At 36.6% G+C, this 21,914-nt stretch carries 14 protein-coding genes; 12 read left to right on the top strand and 2 right to left on the bottom strand.

Going from position 1 to position 21,914, the window contains the following annotated elements; genetic code table 11:
• Positions 1-84: 84 nt before the first annotated feature.
• The 3 genes from HMPREF3106_RS04480 (at position 85) to HMPREF3106_RS04470 (ending at position 5,267) form a co-directional block, all read left to right on the top strand.
• Positions 85-2,502, top strand: a complete 2,418-nt coding sequence (locus HMPREF3106_RS04480; RefSeq protein ID WP_070444654.1) for an MBL fold metallo-hydrolase — start codon at positions 85-87, stop codon at positions 2,500-2,502.
• A 131-nt stretch (positions 2,503-2,633) separates the two neighbouring features.
• Positions 2,634-4,091: a glucose-6-phosphate dehydrogenase gene (gene zwf, locus HMPREF3106_RS04475; protein WP_049555278.1), complete on the top strand. Its 1,458-nt coding sequence runs from the start codon at positions 2,634-2,636 to the stop codon at positions 4,089-4,091.
• Positions 4,092-4,472: 381 nt separating this feature from the next.
• A complete protein-coding gene (locus tag HMPREF3106_RS04470) occupies positions 4,473-5,267 on the top strand; it encodes a DUF1189 family protein (RefSeq protein WP_005606788.1) in 795 nt (264 codons plus the stop codon).
• 430 nt (positions 5,268-5,697) lie between these two features.
• Here HMPREF3106_RS04470 and HMPREF3106_RS04465 read toward each other — a convergent pair whose 3' ends face one another.
• Positions 5,698-7,002, bottom strand: coding sequence for a DEAD/DEAH box helicase (locus HMPREF3106_RS04465; protein WP_049555277.1), 1,305 nt, complete (start codon positions 7,000-7,002; stop codon positions 5,698-5,700).
• A gap of 175 nt (positions 7,003-7,177) precedes the next feature.
• Here HMPREF3106_RS04465 and HMPREF3106_RS04460 point away from each other — a divergent pair, with 175 nt between their 5' ends.
• Complete coding sequence (locus HMPREF3106_RS04460; protein WP_070444652.1) at positions 7,178-7,786, top strand: superoxide dismutase; 609 nt, start codon at positions 7,178-7,180, stop codon at positions 7,784-7,786.
• 27 nt (positions 7,787-7,813) lie between these two features.
• Here the strand turns inward: HMPREF3106_RS04460 and HMPREF3106_RS04455 are convergent, their stop codons facing one another.
• Positions 7,814-10,411 (bottom strand): YfhO family protein, encoded by a 2,598-nt coding sequence (locus tag HMPREF3106_RS04455; RefSeq protein WP_049555275.1) that lies wholly within the window; start codon positions 10,409-10,411, stop codon positions 7,814-7,816.
• Positions 10,412-10,585: 174 nt separating this feature from the next.
• On the opposite strand from HMPREF3106_RS04455, the gene HMPREF3106_RS04450 reads away from it, so the two are divergent.
• The 8 genes from HMPREF3106_RS04450 (at position 10,586) to pheT (ending at position 21,101) form a co-directional block, all read left to right on the top strand.
• Positions 10,586-12,709: a peptidoglycan D,D-transpeptidase FtsI family protein gene (locus HMPREF3106_RS04450; RefSeq protein WP_246827527.1), complete on the top strand. Its 2,124-nt coding sequence runs from the start codon at positions 10,586-10,588 to the stop codon at positions 12,707-12,709.
• A 111-nt stretch (positions 12,710-12,820) separates the two neighbouring features.
• Entirely contained in the window at positions 12,821-13,363 is a 543-nt protein-coding gene (locus tag HMPREF3106_RS04445; protein ID WP_070444648.1) for an NUDIX domain-containing protein, read from the top strand.
• 3 nt (positions 13,364-13,366) lie between these two features.
• On the top strand, positions 13,367-13,648 hold the full coding sequence (locus HMPREF3106_RS04440; RefSeq protein ID WP_070444646.1) for a hypothetical protein: 282 nt from the start codon (positions 13,367-13,369) through the stop codon (positions 13,646-13,648).
• A 66-nt stretch (positions 13,649-13,714) separates the two neighbouring features.
• Positions 13,715-15,304, top strand: coding sequence for a hypothetical protein (locus HMPREF3106_RS04435; RefSeq protein WP_070444644.1), 1,590 nt, complete (start codon positions 13,715-13,717; stop codon positions 15,302-15,304).
• Positions 15,305-15,314: 10 nt separating this feature from the next.
• Positions 15,315-16,343: an acyltransferase family protein gene (locus tag HMPREF3106_RS04430; RefSeq protein WP_070444642.1), complete on the top strand. Its 1,029-nt coding sequence runs from the start codon at positions 15,315-15,317 to the stop codon at positions 16,341-16,343.
• Positions 16,336-17,301 carry a glycosyltransferase family 2 protein gene (locus HMPREF3106_RS04425; RefSeq protein ID WP_070444640.1) on the top strand — a complete coding sequence of 322 codons (966 nt, stop codon included), beginning with the start codon at positions 16,336-16,338 and terminating at the stop codon, positions 17,299-17,301. Before HMPREF3106_RS04430 ends, HMPREF3106_RS04425 begins: the two co-directional genes overlap by 8 nt.
• A 310-nt stretch (positions 17,302-17,611) precedes the next feature.
• Entirely contained in the window at positions 17,612-18,667 is a 1,056-nt protein-coding gene (gene pheS, locus HMPREF3106_RS04420) for a phenylalanine--tRNA ligase subunit alpha (protein WP_070444638.1), read from the top strand.
• A 13-nt stretch (positions 18,668-18,680) separates the two neighbouring features.
• Entirely contained in the window at positions 18,681-21,101 is a 2,421-nt protein-coding gene (pheT, locus tag HMPREF3106_RS04415) for a phenylalanine--tRNA ligase subunit beta (RefSeq protein WP_070444636.1), read from the top strand.
• The last annotated feature ends 813 nt before the right edge of the window (positions 21,102-21,914 follow it).

Genomic DNA, 21,914 nt, shown 5'->3' with positions numbered 1-21,914 from the left:
TTAACAGTGAACTTTTTTTGTGATACAATTTACTTGTTGAGAAAATGTAAGAATTAAGCTTTGTTCAACAAAGGGAGGAATAAAATGAAAAAAAGAGTAAGTGTGTTACTAGGGCTTGCATGTTTGCTATCTTTGAACATGAAAAATGTTTACGCTGACGAACATTCCGTGAATAGAATTCATTTCATTAATACAAAAGGGAATTCGGGAAGCGATGCAATTTTATTAGAAAGTAATGGGCACTTTGCCCTTATTGATACAGGAGAAGATTTTGATTTTCCGGATGGAACGAATCCACTGTATCCTATTCGTAAAGGAAATACGACTCAAAATTATAAAGTGCTGGAGGATAGGGTCCTCCGTCATCTAAAAAATGTTGGAGTGAATAAATTAGATTTTGTTCTAGGTACCCATGTGCATAGTGATCATATTGGGGGAGTAGATGAAGTATTGAATCACTATTCTGTCGAAAAATTATACTTAAAACGATACAGTGATAATAGATTAACAGATTCTACTAGACTATGGGATAATCTATTCAATTATGATAATGCCCTAAAAGCAGCCAAAAATAAAAATGTTAAGATTATTCAAGATATTTCTGAAAAAGATAGTCACTTTAAATTAGGGGATATGGATATCCAACTCTATAATTATAAGAATGAATATGACAGCAATGGAAATCTAAAACGGGTATATGATGATAATTCAAATTCAATTGTCGCAGTCATTACCGTGAATGGGAAAAAAATCTATTTAGGTGGAGATTTGGATAATGCAGAAGGTGCAGAAGACCAATTAGGATCACAAATTGGGAAAGTGGATTTGATGAAATGGAATCATCATTCGGAATCTACTAAATCCAATTCTATTAACTTCTTAGAAAATTTAAAACCAAGTTTAGTTGTTCAAACAACCGGACAAGATATTAATGTTCCTTCTACAAAAAAATGGTTAGAAGATCGAGGAACAAAAATTGTAAAAGCTACAAGTAAACAATATGATGCAACTGTTTATGATATCAACCAATCTGGATTTACAGATGTTTCCAATCAATTCCCTCAAATTCCAACGGTTGAAACAAAATGGTATGTAAAAGATGGTTTCCGTATGTATCAATTAGATTCAGGAGAAAAGGCCATTGGATGGCATACGATTGATAATGAAAGTTATTTCTTTGATGGAAAAGGACATCTACAAACAGAAAAGTGGCAATTATCTGATGATTATTGGTATTACTTGCATAAAGATGGGAAGATGGCCAAAGCTGGTTGGCTCCAACTAGGGGATGATTGGTACTATCTAAATCCAAGTGGATCAAGAGAAAATGATAAGTTGTCGCAAATTAATGGCAAGACTTATTTATTCGATGAGAATGGAAAAATGCAGACTGGTTGGAAGACGGTGAATAAGGAAGCAATGTTCTTTGAAGAGAGCGGAGCTTTAAAAGAAAAAAATCTCAAACCGTCCTCTTGGAAGCAACACGATTCAAAATGGTATTACTTTGATGAAAATAATCAGATTGTCAAAGGGACAAGAATTGTAAATGGTAAAACATATTACTTTGATTCTAAAGGAATTATGCAAACTGGTTGGAAATGGCATAATGGAGCGTATCATTTTTATGAAGAAAATGGCTCTCAAAAGACAGGATGGTACGAAGAATCTGGTAAGTGGTATTATTTAACTCCAGAAAATGGCGAAATGGCTGTAGGAACTGCTAAAGTATATGGTCTTACTTATTATTTCAATAACGCAGGTGAAATGCAAACCGGATGGAAATGGCATGATGGAGCATATCGTTACTATCAAGAAAGTGGTTCTCAAAAGACAGGATGGTTAAAAGAATCTGAAAAATGGTACTATTTAACTCCAGAAGACGGAAGTATGGCTGTTGGAACGCATGAAATTAAAGAGGCTAAGTACTACTTCAATAATGCAGGTGAAATGCAAACTGGTTGGAAATGGCATGATGGAGCATATCATTATTATCAAGAAAGTGGTGCCCAAAAGACTGGCTGGTTCCAAGAATCTGGTAAGTGGTATTACCTACAAGCTCCAGAAGGAAGAATGGTAACAGGTCTTCAAGAAGTAGCCAATGAGTATTATTACTTCAATACTGCAGGTGAGATGCAAACAGGCTGGAAGTGGTTTGAAGGATATTATCATTATTTCGAAGAATCTGGAAAAATGATTCGAGACGGAGAAACACCGGATGGATATAAAGTAGATCATAAAGGAAGATGGATACAAGGCGTGGAAACGACGACTACAGTTGAGACAACAGTAGAAACGACGACTAAAGAAACCACTGTTGTTCCAACGACTGAAGTGCCTACAACCCAAGAACCAACAACTGTTGAACCAACAACTGTTGAGCCTACAACCGTTGAAGAAACGACAACAGAACCAACGTCTCAAGAAACAACAACGAAGGAAAGAAAAACCATTCCGATTATTCGAGATGATAAACCAATTCGAAGAGTTCAGGATATTTTTTAAGCAAAACGCCCTTTCTGAGAGGAAGGGCGTTTTATAGTTTACTTTTCTATTCTTATAACTTACACTAGAAAAGTAGTATTTTATCAATTGCAGGCTGCATGCTTGCGTATTATATTCAAGGAGGACAACTCATGCGCGAACAACATGTACTTATTACACTGTTTGGAGCAACTGGTGATTTAGCTCACCGTAAACTTTATCCTGCAATTTTCCGTTTATTCCAAAAAGGATTCATTAAAAATCATTTTGCTGTCATTGGGACAGCACGTAGAGAGTGGACTGATGACTATTTTAGAGATGTCGTAAAACAGTCTGTACAATCTTTAGTAAAGAGTGAGGAAGAATTAAATGAATTCTTATCGCATTTTTACTATCAACCACATAATGTGAATGATACTCATCATTATGTCGTTTTAAAAGAACTTTCTGAAAGATTAGATGGAACCTATCAAATCAATGGGAACCGTGTTTTTTATCTTGCGATGGCTCCAAATTTCTTTGGGACTATTACAGAGCACTTAAAAGCAGAGCAATTATTAACACCAAATGGTTATAATCGCTTAATTATTGAAAAACCATTCGGAAAAGATTTTGCATCAGCTCAAGAGTTGAATCATCAACTTCGTCAATCGTTTGATGAAAATCAAATTTATCGCATTGATCATTATCTAGGAAAAGAAATGATTCAAAATATTTCAGCGGTTCGATTTGCAAATCGTGTTTTTGAGGCATTATGGAATAAAGAAAATATTGACCATGTCCAAATTTCATTGTTGGAGCAAGTCAGTGTAGAAGAGCGTGGCGGGTATTACGATACTAGTGGCGCACTTCGTGATATGGTCCAAAACCATATTTTACAAATCCTTGCTTTAGTGGCGATGGAACCACCTGTTTCATTTGGAGACATTCGTAAAAATAAAATTAAAGTGTTAGAGCAACTTCGTCCATATACTGCCGAAGAAGTGAAGGAAAACTTTGTCCGCGGACAATATGGACCTTCCGAAGATGGATTGAAACCGGGGTACCGAGAAGATGCAAATGTCGCTGATGATTCGAATATGGAAACATTTGTTGCAGGAAAAGTATTAATTGATAACGAACGTTGGCAAGGGGTTCCTTTCTATGTCCGTACAGGAAAGAGCTTAAATGCCAAAGAAACCATAATCGATGTTGTGTTTAAGGAAGCAAGTTCTCCATTATTCTGTGGAGTAGAAGGATGTCCTTCAAACCGTATTTCCATTCACATCACTCCTCGTGAGGGATTCTGTTTTGTGATTAATTCGAAAGCAGTTGGAAATACCATTGCACTGCAAACGAGTCATTTAGAAAAAATCTTTGATGAAACATTCTCGCTAAGAAGTCCAGAAGCCTATGAACGTTTAATTTTAGACTGTATTGAAGGCGATATGACAAACTTCACTCACTGGGAAGAAGTTGCGGCTTCTTGGAAATATGTAGATACGATTCGACAAACTTGGGACAGCGAAATTGCTGAAGAGTTTCCAAATTATGCTGCTGGAAGCAAAGGACCAAAAGTCAGCTTTGAACTTTTAGAGCGTGAAGGTCGTAAGTGGGTTGAAAGAGATTAATAGCCAAAAATGAAGACTAGGGAGTTCCCTAGTCTTTTTTTGTTCTATAAAAAGTGTAGAAAGCACAATTATTCCCATCTTCAAAAGCGAAGAAAAGCTTCTAAAGGAATTCCTAAAAAAACGTGGATTTCTTATAGTAGCAGTAACGTGAAGAACATCGAAAGTGAATTATGCGGAGTAGGGATAAATCCCGTACTCCGCGTTTGAATCTTCGAAGGTGAGAGACAGAATGGCTCGAACCGGTGTAACGTTACCGCTACTATAAAAAGAAATCCGTAAGGATTTTTAGGAATAGTCATAGAAGCAATTCCTTCGCGCAACCTTGTTTTCTTGAAATGGACGCGCTTTTTCTGTAAACTGTTCTCTATATAGGAGGCGCGCATGACGATTAAAGAATTTATTCGACTTAGTTTATTAAAACCTAATAAAATTTGGACTATTTTACAAAATCCATTGAAAAAGATAAAAGGAATTTTTTTCTTGTTGGTCCTTATCATTTCCATTCCGAATTTTCTTCGAGCAAATGAATTTATTGGAAAAATTGCGGAGAATATAAAAGTAGTAGAACAAAAATTTCCTGAACTTTCAGTAAAGGATGGAAAATTAGTTGCGGATCAACAATCTGGTTTCTTGTATCGTTCGGACGCCTTTAATGTGTTGTTTGATCCAACTGGAAAATCTACAGATAATGATGTTAGTGCGGAATCTAACCAAGGAATTCCAACTATTGCATTTCTACAAGATCATATGGCCTTAGATACAGTCTTAAATTCAGCAAAAATTTCTTATAGTGATATTGGTGAGTTAAACAAAGAGATGATTCATCAGTATATCCAAGAGTTTAATGCGAATCTGTGGATGGTATTATTGGGTGTCATGTTATTCATGTTTGTATACAACAGCTTATTATTATACGTAATATTGATTATTGTAGGCTTTATTGTTCGATTGTTTGCAGCTTTATTTATGGGGGCTTGGATTCAAATGCCAACCTCCGTTTCGAAGCAATTAACGATGGCAGCAGCCTTTCTTCCAGCTGTTTTGTATAGTTTGATTGCCATTTTAGGCGTCGGTGGAGGAATCAGTATTTTCTATTACTTATTAGTAACAACGACTTTTAACTGGCTTCTCGGAATGAAAGAATTTATTGATATAGAAAGTAAAAAGAAACAGTAATTTAAAAACCACCTAGAAACTAATTTTAGTTTCTAGGTGGTTTTCTTTTGATAAAATCTACAAAAATAAATAGCAGAGACTGAATTTCTAAACTAAGATGACGAAGAAATATACGGATTCTATAGTAATAGTGACGGGAAGTCGCGTTAAAACGAGGGAGAAAGACAGAAATGGCCAAAATAGATTCTTCTATTTTGGCCATTTCGTTTTCTTTCCCCCACAAAGTTGAATAGGAACGAGCGAGTTACATGTAGCGAAGCTCGTTCCATTCAACCACTGTGCATAGGGGACGTAGGAATATAATTCCGTACGTCCCCTTTGAGGCTTTAAAGGTGAGAGACCTTAGGCTCGAACCGGTACCCCATTACAGCGATTATAGAAAAATCCGAAAGGATTCGAAGTAATCTGATAGTAAGGAAAGTAATCTGTACTATTTATTTTTTGTACGATTTTGTCTGCGCTGTTTTTGACGGATTTCCTGCCCGAGTTTTTTCTTATAGCCTGGTTTTACTTTTTTCTTCGCCTTCTTAATCATTCCTTTAAGGCGTGGATCCAAGTCTTTTGATTGCGTGTTTTTACGTTTTTCGCGACGAGAGCGGTCATAACTTTCCACAAGCTCGCCATTTTTCAATTCAACCGTTTCAAATGAAATGCCTTTTCCTTCTAATGTTTGGATGGCCTGCTCTTGATCTGGTGTGTAGAAGGTGATGGCTGTTCCTTCAAGACCATTACGTCCTGTACGACCCACACGGTGAATGAAGAATTCTAATTCGCCAGGAATTTCTAAGTTAATGACGTGAGAAACACCTTCGATATCAATCCCACGTGCAGCAAGGTCAGTTGCAACCACAAATTGATAATCCATTTGTTGAATTTGTTTCATTACACGGCGACGTTCTCTTGAAGGAATATCTCCGTGAATCGTTGCTACTTTGAAGTTATGATTGCGGAGGTCTTGAGTGACTTCATCGGCTTTTTGTTTTGTGTTAACGAAAATAAGTACTAGGTAAGGGTGTCCCATCACCAGTAATTGACGTAGAACTTCCATTGGATTTTGTGCCTTTGTCACAAGCAATTGATTTTTAATTGTCGGTGAAACGAGTTGTGTATTCTCGATTTGAATCACCTTTGGATTACCCAAGTATTTCTTCAAGAATGGTTTAATCTTATCTGGAATTGTCGCAGAGAAAACAGACATTTGTAAGTTTTCTGGCATACGAGATGCGATTTCATCGACGGTTTCAAGGAACCCTAAGTCAAATGTCATATCAGCTTCGTCAACGACCATCATTTGGACCGTTTGAACGAAGAGGGCATTCTCTTGCATTAAGTCGAAAATACGACCGGGTGTCCCAATCACGATATGTGGTTGCGTTTGAGTGAGTTTTGCCACTTGGCGTTTTTTATCTGTACCACCGATACATTTTTCTAATAAAATTTCTGTATCACTAAAGGTAATGAGTTGGGCTGCAACAGCGGTTAATTGTTCTGCGAGTTCACGACTCGGAACTGTAATCACTAATTGTAATTCTTGACGGCTAGGGTCAATTTTGTTGATGAGTGGTAATAGGAAACTATGGCTCTTTCCACTACCCGTTTGCGATTGACCAATCACAGATTCTCCTTTTAATAAAAGCGGAATAATGCGTTCTTGAATAGGGGTTGGTTGTGTAAATTTTAAGTCTGCCAAGGCTTTTTGCAAATAAGGCTGTAATGCGTATTCTGTAAATTTCATGTTTTCATCTCTTTTCTTTCTCTATGTAGCGGGATTATTATACCATAAATTGAAGATTAAAGGTGGAACTAGGAAAGTGGGCATAATTTTTGCCTATCGTGTTTAGTGGATGGTATGATAATTAAAGAAAGAAACAGTTTTCAAAACTGTATTTAAAATTAGGAGGAATCTAGTAATGACTTATGAATTACCAAAATTAGAATACGCATTTGACGTATTAGAACCACATTTTGATGCACGTACAATGGAAATCCACCATGATAAACATCACAATGCATATGTTACAAACTTAAACGCAGCGGTAGAAAAACACCCTGAATTATTCGAAAAAACAGTTGAAGAATTAATTAGCGATTTAAACGCTGTTCCAGAAGATATCCGTGTAGCTGTTCGCAACAATGGTGGTGGACATGCAAACCATAGCTTATTCTGGACTCAATTATCTCTAGAAGGTGCAAAAGCTCCAGAAGGTGCTTTATTAGCAGCTATCAACGAAGCATTCGGAAGCTTCGACGAATTTAAAGCAACATTCGCGCAAGCAGCAGCAACTCGTTTTGGGTCTGGTTGGGCTTGGTTAGTTCTTTCTAACGGAAAATTAGAAGTCGTTTCTACTCCAAACCAAGATAACCCTCTATCAGAAGGCAAAACTCCATTATTAGGATTAGATGTATGGGAACATGCATACTACTTAAACTACCAAAACCGTCGTCCAGACTACATTTCAGCATTCTGGAATGTTGTGAACTGGGATGAAGTAGCTCGTCGTTTCGAAGCTGCAAAATAATCTATAAAAAACGAAGACCGATGTCTCCTAGGAGTCATCGGTCTTTTTGCGTCTGGTTAACAAAATCAGAATAATAAACACAAAAGAAGCAAAGCTAATCATTGAACCTTCAATCAGATAAGGAGTCGTATAATGATATTCGACAGAATGTTTTCCTGGGGAAATACTAAATCCAAGAAGAGAATCGAGGATTTTATAAGTTTCTACAGGTTGACCATCTACACGAACCGTCCATCCTATTGAGTAAGGAATCGTCGTTAAAACCGTGCTTTCTTCTTCTACCGTCATCGTTCCAGAAAAATGGGTAGAGGAGAAGGTATCTATTTTTAATTCTTGAGCTTTCGTTTGTTGAATTCTATCTTGTAATAATGTTTCATTTAAGGAATAAAGATTCAATCTTGTAAATGAAAATTGATCCTTTTGAATCGTGAACTCTATCGTTTGAGGGCTTCCTTTTTTCTTGGAAGCAATACTTAAAAGAACGGGTCTTGATTCAACAGGATAAAAGAAATACTCTTTTCCATTTAGGGTCATCGTGAAACTATCTTCTTCCATATCTCCCGCTAATTCTAAATAGATAGGATTATCGGTTTCTGGCGTGAAGGTTAATGTAATGCTCCCTTTTTCTTCACTATTTTCCAACTGTATCGTTTGGTGAGCAAAAGGGCGACCTTTAATATTACTGTAAGCCATTTGAGAAGGAATTCTCGTGAAAATATCCTTTGGTGAATGGGTTCCTGCAAGAGCGTTAGATAATTGATTTTGCATGGCCACCGGCTGATTAACGGGGACTTTCATCGCTTTTAATATGGGTTTCATTGGATAAGCAATAGAAAGAACATTGTCATTTTGAACAACAGTACCTTCTTCAAATTGCTGTGCAACGTCCATCGTTTCTAAATCTTTTCTTTCCCAGCGATGATTATAAGAAGCCTGATTATTTGCGATAAAACTTGTTTTAATTCCAAGAAGGGCATCCGTTAATAACGTTCCATTACTATAACTTACGTAGGCCACTCCTTGTCGAACACCGATAGCTTCAAAGAAACGTTCACTTTCTTTCTCAAAGGTAGATGAAAAATGAGAGATTCCGTAAGTAGGAACTTGAAGATTATCGTTTTTGGAACGCGCAATTGTTTTTTCACTTCTAAAGAACGTGTTGTCAGGCGCTGATAGAGATTTGCTCCAAAGCTCTAAAGAGGCTTGATAGTTAGTGAAATCTGAATTCATCACATATCCCAGTCTAGCTAAGTTAATTCCACTATTCAACACAAGTTCAATGAGGACTAAACTAATCCATAACCTACGAGAACGCTTCTGGAATCTGGTTTGAGTAATTAATCCATAGAGAATACCCATTGAAATTCCAAACCCTAGGACAATTTGCCAGGATTGAAGGTAAGATTGAGGATAAAGGATGAAACCGATGCTGATGGCAAGCATAAAAAAGAAAAATGTAAAAGCTTCAAACATTGAAATCTTTGAGAACTTCAATGTTTGTTGATACCCGATGTAAACAATCCAGAAACTAAATAAGAATGAGAAACGGTAAGGATACCAATTCGGAAGTTGACCAGCATGCCAAATTCGATCTAAAAAATCGATATTAAAACTCACTAAAAAGAAGAGAGTAATGACAAAGGCGATGATTTTTTCAGCGAGTCTAATTTTCTTATGAGTAAAATAGGTAAAAAAGGAAAAGAGTGCCAAGCTACCAACAAAAATATTTGGGTATCCTTTAGGCATTTGCTGAAAGTCAAAACTACCAATGAATAATTTTGAGAGTATCAACCAAGGATTGTATTCTGATTTTAGAGACCAGAGACTTTGCTTTGCTGCTCCTTTACTTCCAAGTAAACTATAAGCACTTGGAAGTAGAACAATCATAATGAGCCCAATCGCTAATATACTGTATAAAGCAAAACGAGCTCCGGTTTTAAGAAAATCCTTCCATTGAAAGCTTCCTTTTTCAAGCAAGTAGGCATAAGGGAAATAAAACACTAAAAAGAGGCAAATCATATATCCTGTGTAATAATTAGCTAAAACGGTGATTGCCAATGGAAGAATATACCGAATCGGATTTTCATTGTTAATGAGCGAGTCGACCCCTAATAAAATGACTGGAAGACCAATCAAGGCATCTAGCCACATGATATTGAGTTGATTAACCGATAGATAACTCATAAACCCATAAGAAAGTCCAAATAGAAGTGCGTTCAAATCTCTTTTTCCAAATTTCTTATCCAAAAGATAGGCAAAGCTGACCGTACAAAAAATGAGTTTCAAGAGAATTAGAAGTGAGACTCCTATTGTAATATGTGATTTTGGAATTATAAGAAAAATCAAGTTAAAGGGACTTAATAAATAATAAGACCATAAGCTTACCATCTCTCCACCGATGGATTTGGAAAAGCTATAAAAGAACTGTTCAGGATGATGTAATAGAGTATCCTGATAATAAGCAAAGAAATCGACGTATTGTTGCCCCAAATCGACGGTTAGCCAAGTGCGATTTCCAAATGGGGTTATTGAAAAAAGAATAAATATAAAAAGAAGGAGGAATAATGGGATAAAAATACTAAGGCTGTAGTATTTTCTTTTATTCCAATTGCGCTCAGTTTTCATAGAAATCTCCTTAGTTGTATTCAATGATAGCATAGCACGTTATTGGATTTGCTGCACGAAAAAATGGGTAGTAGAGTCCAAAATCTTAGTAATTAATTAACCCCTTTTTATATAGTTCAAATAGGAATTTATGGTATACTGTTATGAGTTACTAGAATATGCATGGAGTTTATTATGTTGAATAAAAGAAAATCAAAAAACAAAAAGAAAAAATCACATATTCCATTTCGTTTAAATTTATTATTTTTAATTGTTTTCTTTTCATTTATTGCGTTGATTAGCCGTTTGGCGTATGTCCAATTAGTTAAAGGGGATGAGTTTGTTGCTCTCGTTCAACGAACTGAAACCACCACTTCCAAAAAAGCTGTTCCTCGAGGATCTATCTATGATAGCCAAGGTCGAGTTTTAGTAGGAAACAAGACTAAATTATCGATTAACTATACAAGACCTGCGGATGCGAAGTCCTCAAAAATGTTAGAAATCGCCAAAAAATTAACCTCTTTGATTTCAGTAGATACTTCTGAATTAAAAGAGCGTGATTTAAAAGATTATTGGGTGGCTTTAAATCCTGACAAATTAGATGGATTACTGACAGCTGAAGAAAAGAAACAAATTTCAAAAGAAAATCTCTCTTCAAGCCAAACGTATGAGATGCAATTAGCTCATATTTCTTCAGATGAGTTAAACTATAGTGAAGCTGAAAAACAAGTGATTGCTATTTTTACAAAGATGAATAGTGCTTATTCTCTTTCAACAGTTACGCTGAAAAATGAAGGAGTAACCGAGCAAGAAGTCGCAAAAATCAGTGAACGATTAGGCGAGCTTCGAGGAGTAGATATTGATTCTGATTGGGACCGTGAGTATCCAATGGGGGATATGTTAAAAACAATCCTTGGAACGGTTTCCTCTGAAAAAACAGGTCTACCTTCATCAAAAGTAAAATCATTATTAGCTCAAGGATATTCACTGAACGATCGTGTCGGAACGAGTTATCTAGAAGAACAGTATGAAACTGTGTTAAGTGGATCTAAGACTGTCGTTCAATCCCAAACGAATACAAAAGGACAGATCATCAAAAATAACGAAACCTATCCAGGGAAAGCAGGTTCTAATTTAGTATTAACCATTGATACTGAATTCCAGAAAAAAATAGAAGAAATTGCCAAAACTTCTGTTGAAGAAATGACGGACCCAGCTGCTGATCGCGTGTATATCGTAGTAATGAATCCTAAAAATGGAGACGTTCTAGGAATTACGGGTAAGAAAAAGAAATTCGATGAGAATTTCCAATCCAATGGAGTGGAAGACGATGCTTTAGGAGCGATAAACAACTCATTTGGAATGGGGTCGGTTGTTAAACCAGCAACGGTCTTATCTGGTTATATGGATGGAGCGTTGACTCTTGAAGACAATAAAATAGTCGATGAACCGATTGAATTTGAAGCTTCTAAACCGAAGAGTTCATGGTTTAACCGCAATGGACAAATTGAATTGACAGATTTAGATGCATTGGAACGCTCTTCAAACGTCTATATGATTAAATTAGCGATGAAAATGGGCGGACAAGCAGAATATGTTAAAGGCGGAAAATTGAATATCAATTTAAGCCTATTTGATAAATTACGTGAGTATTATGCTCAATTTGGTTTGGGTGTAAGAACCGGAATTGATCTTCCAAATGAAGGAAAAGGATATAATGGTGGAACAGCCGATGCCTTTTCTGCACTTGACTTTGCGTTCGGTCAGTTTGACTTATATACACCGCTTCAATTAGCTCAATATATGTCGACCATTGCAAATGGAGGAACACGTATTGCTCCTCGTTTAGTGAAAGAAATTCATGAAACGAGCCCTAAAGGTGGAATTGGAAACTTAGAAGATGTCATTCCAACCAAAATTATGAATACTCTTCAAGTAGAGAAGAAAATTCTGGATCATATTAAAGAAGGACTATACCGTGTTACTCATGGGGAGAATGGAACTTCTTCTTCTACTTTCAAAAATTACTCACCAGAAGTAGCTGGTAAAACAGGGACTGTAGAAGCATTCTATTCTGGGCCAAATCCTGCTTATAAGAATGAGGCTGTAGAAAACTCAACATTCATTTCATACGCTCCGTATGATAATCCTGAAATTGTTGTGTCTGTAGTAGCACCATACTTTAAAGATGGATACCCATCAGATTATGCTGCTAAAATTGCTAAAAAAGTGTATGAAGCTTATTTTGGTAAAAGAAGTAATTCTGAAACCAATGCTGCAACAGTAAATACACAAGTACAACAAAATAACAGACAATAATTGAAAAATGAGTGATAGTGTTATCACTCATTTTTTGTCTTTAAAGTTTAGTAAAATCGATTGTTGAAATACTTAAAACCAACTATAATAAAGCAAAATGGAGGCGAAATTATGGATTTTACAGAAAAAACAATTCAAAGAGATATTAAATATTCAGGACGTATTTTTACAGTAACACAAGATATCGTAGAGCTACCGAATGGGAAAACTTCTACGAGGGACCTCGTATTTCATACGGGAGCAGTAGCAGTACTCGTGATTCGTGATGGAAAGATGCTACTTGTTCGTCAATATAGAAAACCGCTAGAAAAGCACTTCTTAGAAATTCCAGCAGGCAAATTAGACTCGAAGGAAGAAGTGCCTCTAGAAGCCGCAAAACGTGAATTAGAAGAAGAAACAAACCTAGTTGCTGAAGAATGGGTAAAAATGATGGAAATGGTCTCTACCCCGGGATTCTGCGATGAGAAAATTACATTATTCCAAGCAAAAAATGTGACAGTTAAAGAAAATGCGAAACCCGCAGACGAAGATGAATTCGTCGAAATCTTATGGTTGCCACTCGAAGAAGTGATGCAAAAAATTCAAACGGGTGAAATTGCGGATGCGAAGACGATTATTGCAGCACAATATGCTTGGATGCATAAAGGAGAATAATCAATGCCAAATGAACCTTTATTAACGAGAAAATCGTATAAAGAACAATTAGAAAAACAGAATAGAGAGTTAGAAGAATTAGAAACTAGGCAAGAGCGAAGAGACAGTCGTGGACGGTCTTACGAAAGAGAAGAAGAGTTGTACTCTGAACGTGAGGAAGAAGTTTCACAAGTACACCGCACGCCAAAATCAGGACTTAGAAAATACAATCATTTTCTAAATGTATGGCTGGTTTCTGTCATTGTTATTTTAATCATTGTGATTGCGATTCAAATGTTTTTTTAAACGTGGTATATAGCTAAAAAAAATGGTATAGTTATGGTTGATATTTAAAACAAAGAGGATTCATAAATGAAACTAAATAAAGGAATTAGAGTAGTATTAGGGGCTGTTCCATTTTTACTATTTTATGCGTATATTTGGCATAAGGGATTTGAGTATCCAGTTGTAGATGACATTATGATTAACCAAACCATTTTGTCTCATGAAAATATGCTATTGCCATATATGGGAATAGGACTATCATCTATTCTCGTAGCTTTTCAAAAAATTTTCCAAAATTGGAATATTTATTTTATTTTTCTAGTTGCCACATACTGTGGAAGCATTAGTGTTTTTAATGACTTTTTCTATAAGAAAAAGTTATATGTATTGATTCCGTTAACACTACTTATGCAGTGTGTGCTGATTAAGTATTTTTCGTTTTCTGTAATTTCATACTTGGTTGCAGCTGCAGGGATTTTATTATTATTTAATCAGTCTTTAGTAATGGGAATTATGACAGTTGCAGTAGGGATTTCAATCAGACCGCAAATTGCATCTAGTTTAATCGTGTTAGTCTTACCCTTCCTTATTTATGAGATTTTAAAGAATAAGAAATGGAAGGAAATGCTTATTCTTATAGGAATTGTATTATCCATTAATATATCCAATAAAGTTTATACGATGTCTCGACCAGATGTTCAGGAGTATCTGAAATGGAATGAACTAAGCACTAATCTTAGAGATTTCCCAGAAATTAGTTATGATAAGCACCGTGAAGAATTTGAAAAAATGGGTATTAGTGAAAATGACTTAAAAGTTTCGACTTATTGGTTGTTTGCAGAAAAAAGAGCTTTGAATAATGAAATGTTGGAAAAAATTCAGTTAGTTCGCTCAATTACAGAGAAATATTCCTTTGATATCCCTCAGTTTATCAATGATTATTTTCAAAATATTATCCTAGTAGCCTATCTCATATTATTTTCTGTTTGGCTACTTCTTTTTAGACCCAAAAATATATGGGCTTGGTTATTACCCATTACTCCGTTTATTTTAATCGGAGCACTCTTTGTTCGTCAGAGGGTAGTAGAAAGAGTTTATTTACCATTGATGGTATCATTTTTAATGTTCTTTTTGATTTACTCACCTGTACTCTATGAAAAGAGAAAATGGTTTAAAAAGAAAGTGGTATTTTTATGTATACAAGGGCTTTTATTAGTCGCAGGATATAAATGGTTAGAATTTATGAATCAAAAATGGTATTGGTTCCCAACGATTACTGATTCAATGAATACTACCTATTATCAAGTGGTGAAAGACCATCCAAATCAATTAATCGTATTTGGAGGATATGGGACACTTGTAAATTCACAACCTTCACTTTCTACCTTCAGAATTCGATCAGGGCAAGTTGTTAATCATACAACGACACTAGGAAATTGGCAGACTTTTTCACCTCATTATCGTCAATTATTAAATAGCTATAAGATTGATGATTCTGAAAATTTATTATCTTCTTCAATTGATAACGATAATGTTATTTTCTTTTGGGCAAAAGATTCTGGGAATATGGATAGTGTCATTAAAATTATGAAGGAACATTACAACAAAAATGTCTACTTTGAAGAGGTTGAGAAAGTAACAGCTGAGATGAGTATTTTTAAACTAAAAGAAAAATAAGGAGAAAAAAATGCAAAAGAGAATTGGTTATATCGATATGGCAAAAGGATTAGCCATTATTTTAGTAATTATTGGACATATAACCTATACACCGAAAACGGGTAGAACAATCGTTTATCTATTCCACATTCCTTTATTTTTCTTTTTATCGGGCTTTACATTTTCGATAGATAAATATAAAAATTTCCGTACTTTTTTCTGGAATAAGTTTAAAGGGATCGTTGTACCTTTTATTTTAATGAATGTATTTGTATTTTTGGTGCAACTTTTTATTTTATATCCTGACCAAGTGTTAAGTTTTAATGTAATCCGATTTGCTAAACAATTACTTTTCTCGGATAGATTGCATATTTATTTCCAATTATGGTTTTTAAATGTATTATTTTTATCTGAAATAGTTTGTTATTTTATTTTAAAATATGCGCAAGAAGTGAAGTTTCAAATAGCCGTTGCTATTAGTTTAATACTCCTAGTTTTCATAGGTCAGAAAGTTTATGAAGCAAACTGGTATTTAATTTGGAACTGGGATTTAGTTCCAGTGTCTACTATCTTTATTTTATTAGGCGTGATTACCAGAAAACATTTATCATTGATTGAAAAGTACTTAACACTTAAGTTTTTACCGATTGCTTCCATAATCAGTATTACAATAGGCTTATTAAACTATAGACTAAGTGGCTATAAAGTAGATTTATACTACCAACAAATAGGCAATCATTTTTTATTTTACATAGCCGCTATTTCAGCAATTTGGGCTACGATTACTTTTTTTAAAGTTATTCCTGAAGTTGAGTGGTTTAAAGCAATTGGGCGGAAGACGTTGATTTATTATGGGGTCCATTCACCAATTGTTCTTGTGCTTGTTGAAAAACTAGTGGGACAATTGGCTTCAAAATATACAGGTATATTTATAAATGGATATGTTTCAACAGCACTTACAACACTTTTAGCTATTATCGGTTGTGAAATTATTGTGAGAATATTTAGGGGGACCAATTTCCCCTTTGGAATACAAGTTTTAGGAGAAAAAAATGAATAGAAATAACCCAATTTTATATATCGTTATTCCTTGCTATAACGAAGAGAAGGTTCTGCCGTATACGAATCCCATGTTTATTGAAAAAATTGAATCTTTAATTAATACGGGACAAGTACATTCGAGCAGTAAAATCATGTATGTCAATGATGGGAGTAAAGATCAAACGTGGGAATTAATTCAACAATATGCAAAAGAAAATAGTCATGTTGTTGGAATTGCACAAAGCAGAAATCGAGGGCATCAAAGTAGTGTTTTAGCAGGGATGGAAGAAGCTGCTAAATTTGCAGATATCGTTATTACGATTGACGCAGATGGTCAAGATGATATTAACTGTATGGACAAAATGGTTGAAGAATTTAAAGATGGTTCAGAGATCGTTTACGGTGTTCGTGATAATCGTGATACGGATTCTGCTTTTAAACGTATTACTGCTGAAGGTTTCTATAAAGTAATGCATCTGTTTGGTGCGGACGTCGTCTTCAATCATGCGGACTATCGTCTCGTCTCTAAACGTTTTATTCAAGAATTAAAGAAATTCAAAGAGGTAAACTTATTCCTTCGAGGAATTATGCCACTTGTAGGCTTTAAGTATTCTTATGTGACTTATAAACGTCATGAACGAATTGCTGGAGAAAGTCACTATCCACTATCAAAAATGCTTGGATTAGCAATTGACGGAATTACAAGTTTATCCATTAAACCAATTCGAATCATTACTGCAATCGGCGTTCTAACTTCATTCTTCAGCTTTGCGTTAATTATTTGGGTGCTTTGGGCTAAATTCTCAAATAACTCCGTTGCTGGATGGGCGAGTACTTATGCCATTGTCAGTCTGCTTGGCGGGGTACAGTTAATCAGTCTTGGCGTTATCGGTGAATACATCGGTAAGATTTATTTAGAAGCCAAAGAGCGTCCTCGATATATTATTGGGGAACGCACCTATGATGAAAAAGATTAGTTTTTCTTTTCATTTTGAAGCCATTATGATAGGATAAAACATATATAGAAAACACATTGATGGAAAAGGGTTTTTAACAAAGCTTTTCAGGGAGGAAGATCCTGACTGCAAGTCTTCCAAGTCACGTTTCAAACTTTTCACTTCCGGAGTGACCATTGGGATTCACTGATGAATAATGGTTCGGGTCGCCCCCGTTAACAGCGTCCAAGTGTCTTGAGCCTGCCTCAAGGAACAAGGGTGGTACCGCGAAATTTCGTCCCTTATAGTCTAATGGCTATAAGGGATTTTTATTTTTATAAGGAGGAATACAATGAATTTAGAAGAAATGAAAGTGCAGTTTGATGCGATTCGTAAAGATGTACTTGCTTCTTTAGAAGAAGTAAAAACATTAAAAGAGCTCGATCAAATTCGTGTACAACAATTAGGGAAAAAAGGACCAATCACTGAAGTTCTTAAAAACATTAAAAACTTAGCCAACGAAGAGAAACCAAAAGTAGGGGCTCTTGCTAATGAATTACGTTCTGTATTAGAAGAAAAAATCGCTTCTGTTAAAGAAGTGCTTGAAGCAAAAGCGTTAGAAGAAGCGTTACAATCTGAAACGATCGACGTCACAATGCCAGGACGTCCAGTCGAACGTGGAACTGCTCATGTATTAGCGCATGTTCAAGACCAAGTAGAAGATTTCTTCATCGGCCTTGGATACCAAGTCGTAGAAGGCCCAGAAGTGGAATCAGACCACTATAACTTTGAGATGATGAACTTGCCAAAAGATCACCCAGCGCGTGATATGCAAGATACATTCTACATCACTCCTGAGTACTTACTTCGTACACAAACTTCTCCAGTACAAGCTCGTACAATGGAGAAACATGACTTTACAAAAGGCCCATTGAAGATGTTAAGTCCGGGTCGTGTATTCCGTCGTGATAACGATGATGCGACTCACTCACATCAGTTCTATCAAATCGAAGGTCTTGTGATCGATAAACACATTACGATGTCAGACTTAAAAGGGACTCTTGAGGCATTTGCTAAAGAAATGTTCGGGGAAGACCGTGAAGTGCGTCTTCGCCCAAGTTACTTCCCATTCACGGAGCCATCTCTAGAAGTGGATATTAGCTGCTTCAAATGCGGTGGAGAAGGCTGTTCTGTATGTAAAGGAACAGGTTGGATTGAAGTATTAGGTAGTGGTATGGTGCATCCAAACGTCCTTGAAGCTGCTGGTGTGGATTCAAGTGTTTACGGTGGATTTGCCTTCGGATTAGGCCAAGACCGTATCGCAATGTTGAAATATGGGATTGAAGATATTCGTTCATTATATACAAACGATGTACGTTTCTTAAGCCAATTTACGAAAGAATCATAAGAGGAGGAAGAACATGAAATTATCATACGAATGGTTAAATGAATATATTGATTTATCACAAGTCACTCCTCAAGAATTAGGAGAAAAAATGTCTCGTACAGGAATCGAAGTCGATAGCGTAACGGTTCCAGGCGAAGGCTTAAAAGGACTAGTGGTTGGTTTAGCAACAGAAGTGGTTGACCATCCAGATTCAGATCACTTACACGTTGTTACAGTTGAAGTAGGAGCTGACGAGCCTCTTCAAATCGTGTGTGGTGCTCCAAATATCGCGGCAGGTCAAAAGGTGATCGTGGCGACTCACGGTGCACGCATTGCCGGCGGTCATAAAATTAAACGTGGGAAACTACGTGGCGTAGAATCTCAAGGAATGATATGTTCATTGCAAGAAATTGGTGTGCCAAGTAACTTAGTACCAAAAGAATACGAGGATGGAATTTACGTCTTCACAGATGACAGCATCGAAGTGGGAAGCGACGCAGTTTGTGCATTAGCGCTTGACTCAGCAATCGTGGAACTAGACATCACTGCAAACCGTTCTGATGCGTTAAGCATGCGCGGTTCTGTTCACGAAATTGGTGCGATTTACAACTTGAAGAACAATTTAGAACCAGATGCATTCGAAAAAGGAACTTCTTCTGAAATTCCAGGCGTTGTTACAGTTTCTGTAGAAAACGAAGCAGACGCTCCTGCATACCACGCATTCTTAATCGAAGGTGTTAAAGTGGCTCCAAGTCCACAATGGATGCAAAACCGTTTAATCGCAGCAGGTGTTCGTCCAATCAATAATCTAGTGGACGTAACAAACTACATCTTAATGGAATACGGTCAACCGCTCCATGCATTTGACTACGATAAATTACCTGAAAAAGCCATCCATGTCCGTCGCGCAACTGAAGGCGAAACAGTAGTGACTTTAGATGGGGAAGAACGTACATTAGAAAACGAAATCGTGATTACTTCAGGTGGCCGACCAGTCGCATTAGCTGGTGTAATGGGTGGATTAGATACTGAAATCTCAGACGAGACAACAACAGTGTTATTAGAAGCAGCCTTGTTCGATCCTAAAGCAGTTCGCCTAGCTTCACAAAAACATAACTTACGTAGCGAATCAAGTGCTCGTTTTGAAAAAGGCATTAACAAAGCAACCATCGTTCAAGCCGGAAAACGCGCTGCAGCATTGATTGCCGAGCTTGGTGGTGGAACAGTGAAAGAAGAATTTGCTTCTGTACAAAGCTACGATTTAGAATTACCAGTTGTAAGCATCACTCTAGAACGCTTAAACCACGTTTTAGGAACAAGCTTAACACTTGATGAAGTGAAACAAGTATTTGCACAATTAGAATATCCAACAACTGTAGAAGGAACACGTTTCGACGTGAAAATCCCTGCATGGAGATTTGATATTTCAATCGAAGCAGACTTAGTGGAAGAAGTGGGACGTATTTACGGATACGACAAGATTCCTGCAACATTACCAACAACTGAAAGTACAGTGGGGGGCTTAACGGACAAACAACGCTTCATCCGTTACACTCGTCAATTCATGCAAGGAGCTGGACTTTCACAGGCATACACTTATGCGTTAACCACTCCAGAAAAATCAAAATGGTTTACGAAGAAAGACGCAACAAGTGTGCGTTTAAGCTGGCCAATGAGTGAAGACCGTAGCGAATTACGTCAATCACTATTACCAAGTTTATTAGAAGCCGTTCAATACAACGTGGCTCGTTCACAAAACAACGTGAAATTATTTGAAGCAGGCCGTGTGTTCAAACTAGGAGCTGCTGGAAGTGAAGATTTCATCGAAAACGAGGTCATCGCGGGTATTTTAACAGGAGACGTGACAAGTGCAAACTGGAACCATAAAGCAGAGAAAGTGGATTTCTATGTGGTAAAAGGAATTCTAGAAGCGTACTTCGCACAATTAGACTGCTTAGACCGTGTACGTTTCGAGCCTTTAACAGATATTGAAGAATTACACCCAGGACAATCAGCACGTATTCTTTTAGACGGAGAAGTGATTGGTTTAATCGGTAAAGTTCATCCAACGGTTCAAAAAGCATTAGACTTACAAGACACATTCGTCTTCGAGTTAGATGTGGAACCATTACTTGCAGCTAACTTACAAGAAGCAGTGATTCAATCGGTTGCGAAATATCCAAGTATGACACGCGATATCGCGATCTTAGCACCAACTTCATTAACACATGCTGAGTTAGTGGATGTGATCCGTGCAAATGCTGGTGAGTTCTTATCAAAAGTAACGTTATTCGACGTTTATAAAGGGGAACATGTGCCAGAAGGATTCCAATCATTAGCGTATTCATTATTGTTTGTGAACCGCAATGCGACGTTGGAGGAAGACGTTATTAAGTCCGCCATGACTCGCGTAGAAGAAGCATTAGTTGCTTTAGAAAACGTATCTATTCGATAAAATAAAGTAGGTACGAAGATTATTTTATGGAGTACTTTAAAAACTTAGATTACCTTCGGTTATCTTCATAATAACGACAATAGCTGTACCGGGAGTAAGACCAAAGACAAAAAAGGATTCACAGTGTGAATCCTTTTTGCTTTGTAGTCTTACCCCCGCAAGGCTGATTAGGATTAAACGAATCACGAGTGATGAAGCTTAATTCAATCAGCTACTGCGTCTAAATCCATAGAGTTTTTTAGTAAGGAAATCATTTCTTCCTCCTGCTAATTCGCTACAATTACACTCGCTATTGTTGTTATTATAGAAACCGAGGTAATCTTTGTTTTTATACATAAGATAGCTAATCTTCGTACTTTTTTATTGTGCGAGTTAGTAAAGTAGGAATACTTCTTCTACGCTCGCTAAAAGGAAGGGCAAGGGGTATTGGCTCGAGCCGGCGTCTCTCGCCTTTGAAGCCTCAAAGCCGGGAGTAAGACCAAAGTCAAAAACGGACTCACAGCGTGAGCCCGTTTTGCTTTGTAGTCTTACCCCCGCAAGGCTGATTAGGATTAAACGAATCACGAGTGATGAAGCTTAATTCAATCAGCTACTGCGTCTAACTCTATAGAGTATTTTCGGTAAGAATAAATTCCTTACTCCTGCTTATTCGTTTCAATGCTAATCCCACTATTCTTTCAATAAACTGATTCTTTTTTGTAATCCTTGAACTTTGATTAGTTAGCTTGTTAAAAGCACTAATGCTTCTTCTGCGCTCGTTGAGATGGAAGGGGAGAAGACGCCATTACCAAATATGGTAATTACCATATTTGG

This window comes from Granulicatella sp. HMSC31F03, from assembly GCF_001807725.1.
In the GTDB taxonomy this organism is placed as follows: Bacteria; Bacillota; Bacilli; order Lactobacillales; family Aerococcaceae; genus Granulicatella; species Granulicatella adiacens.
Note: the sequence above shows the minus strand (reverse complement) of the source record. Positions and strands in the feature narration are given on the sequence as shown.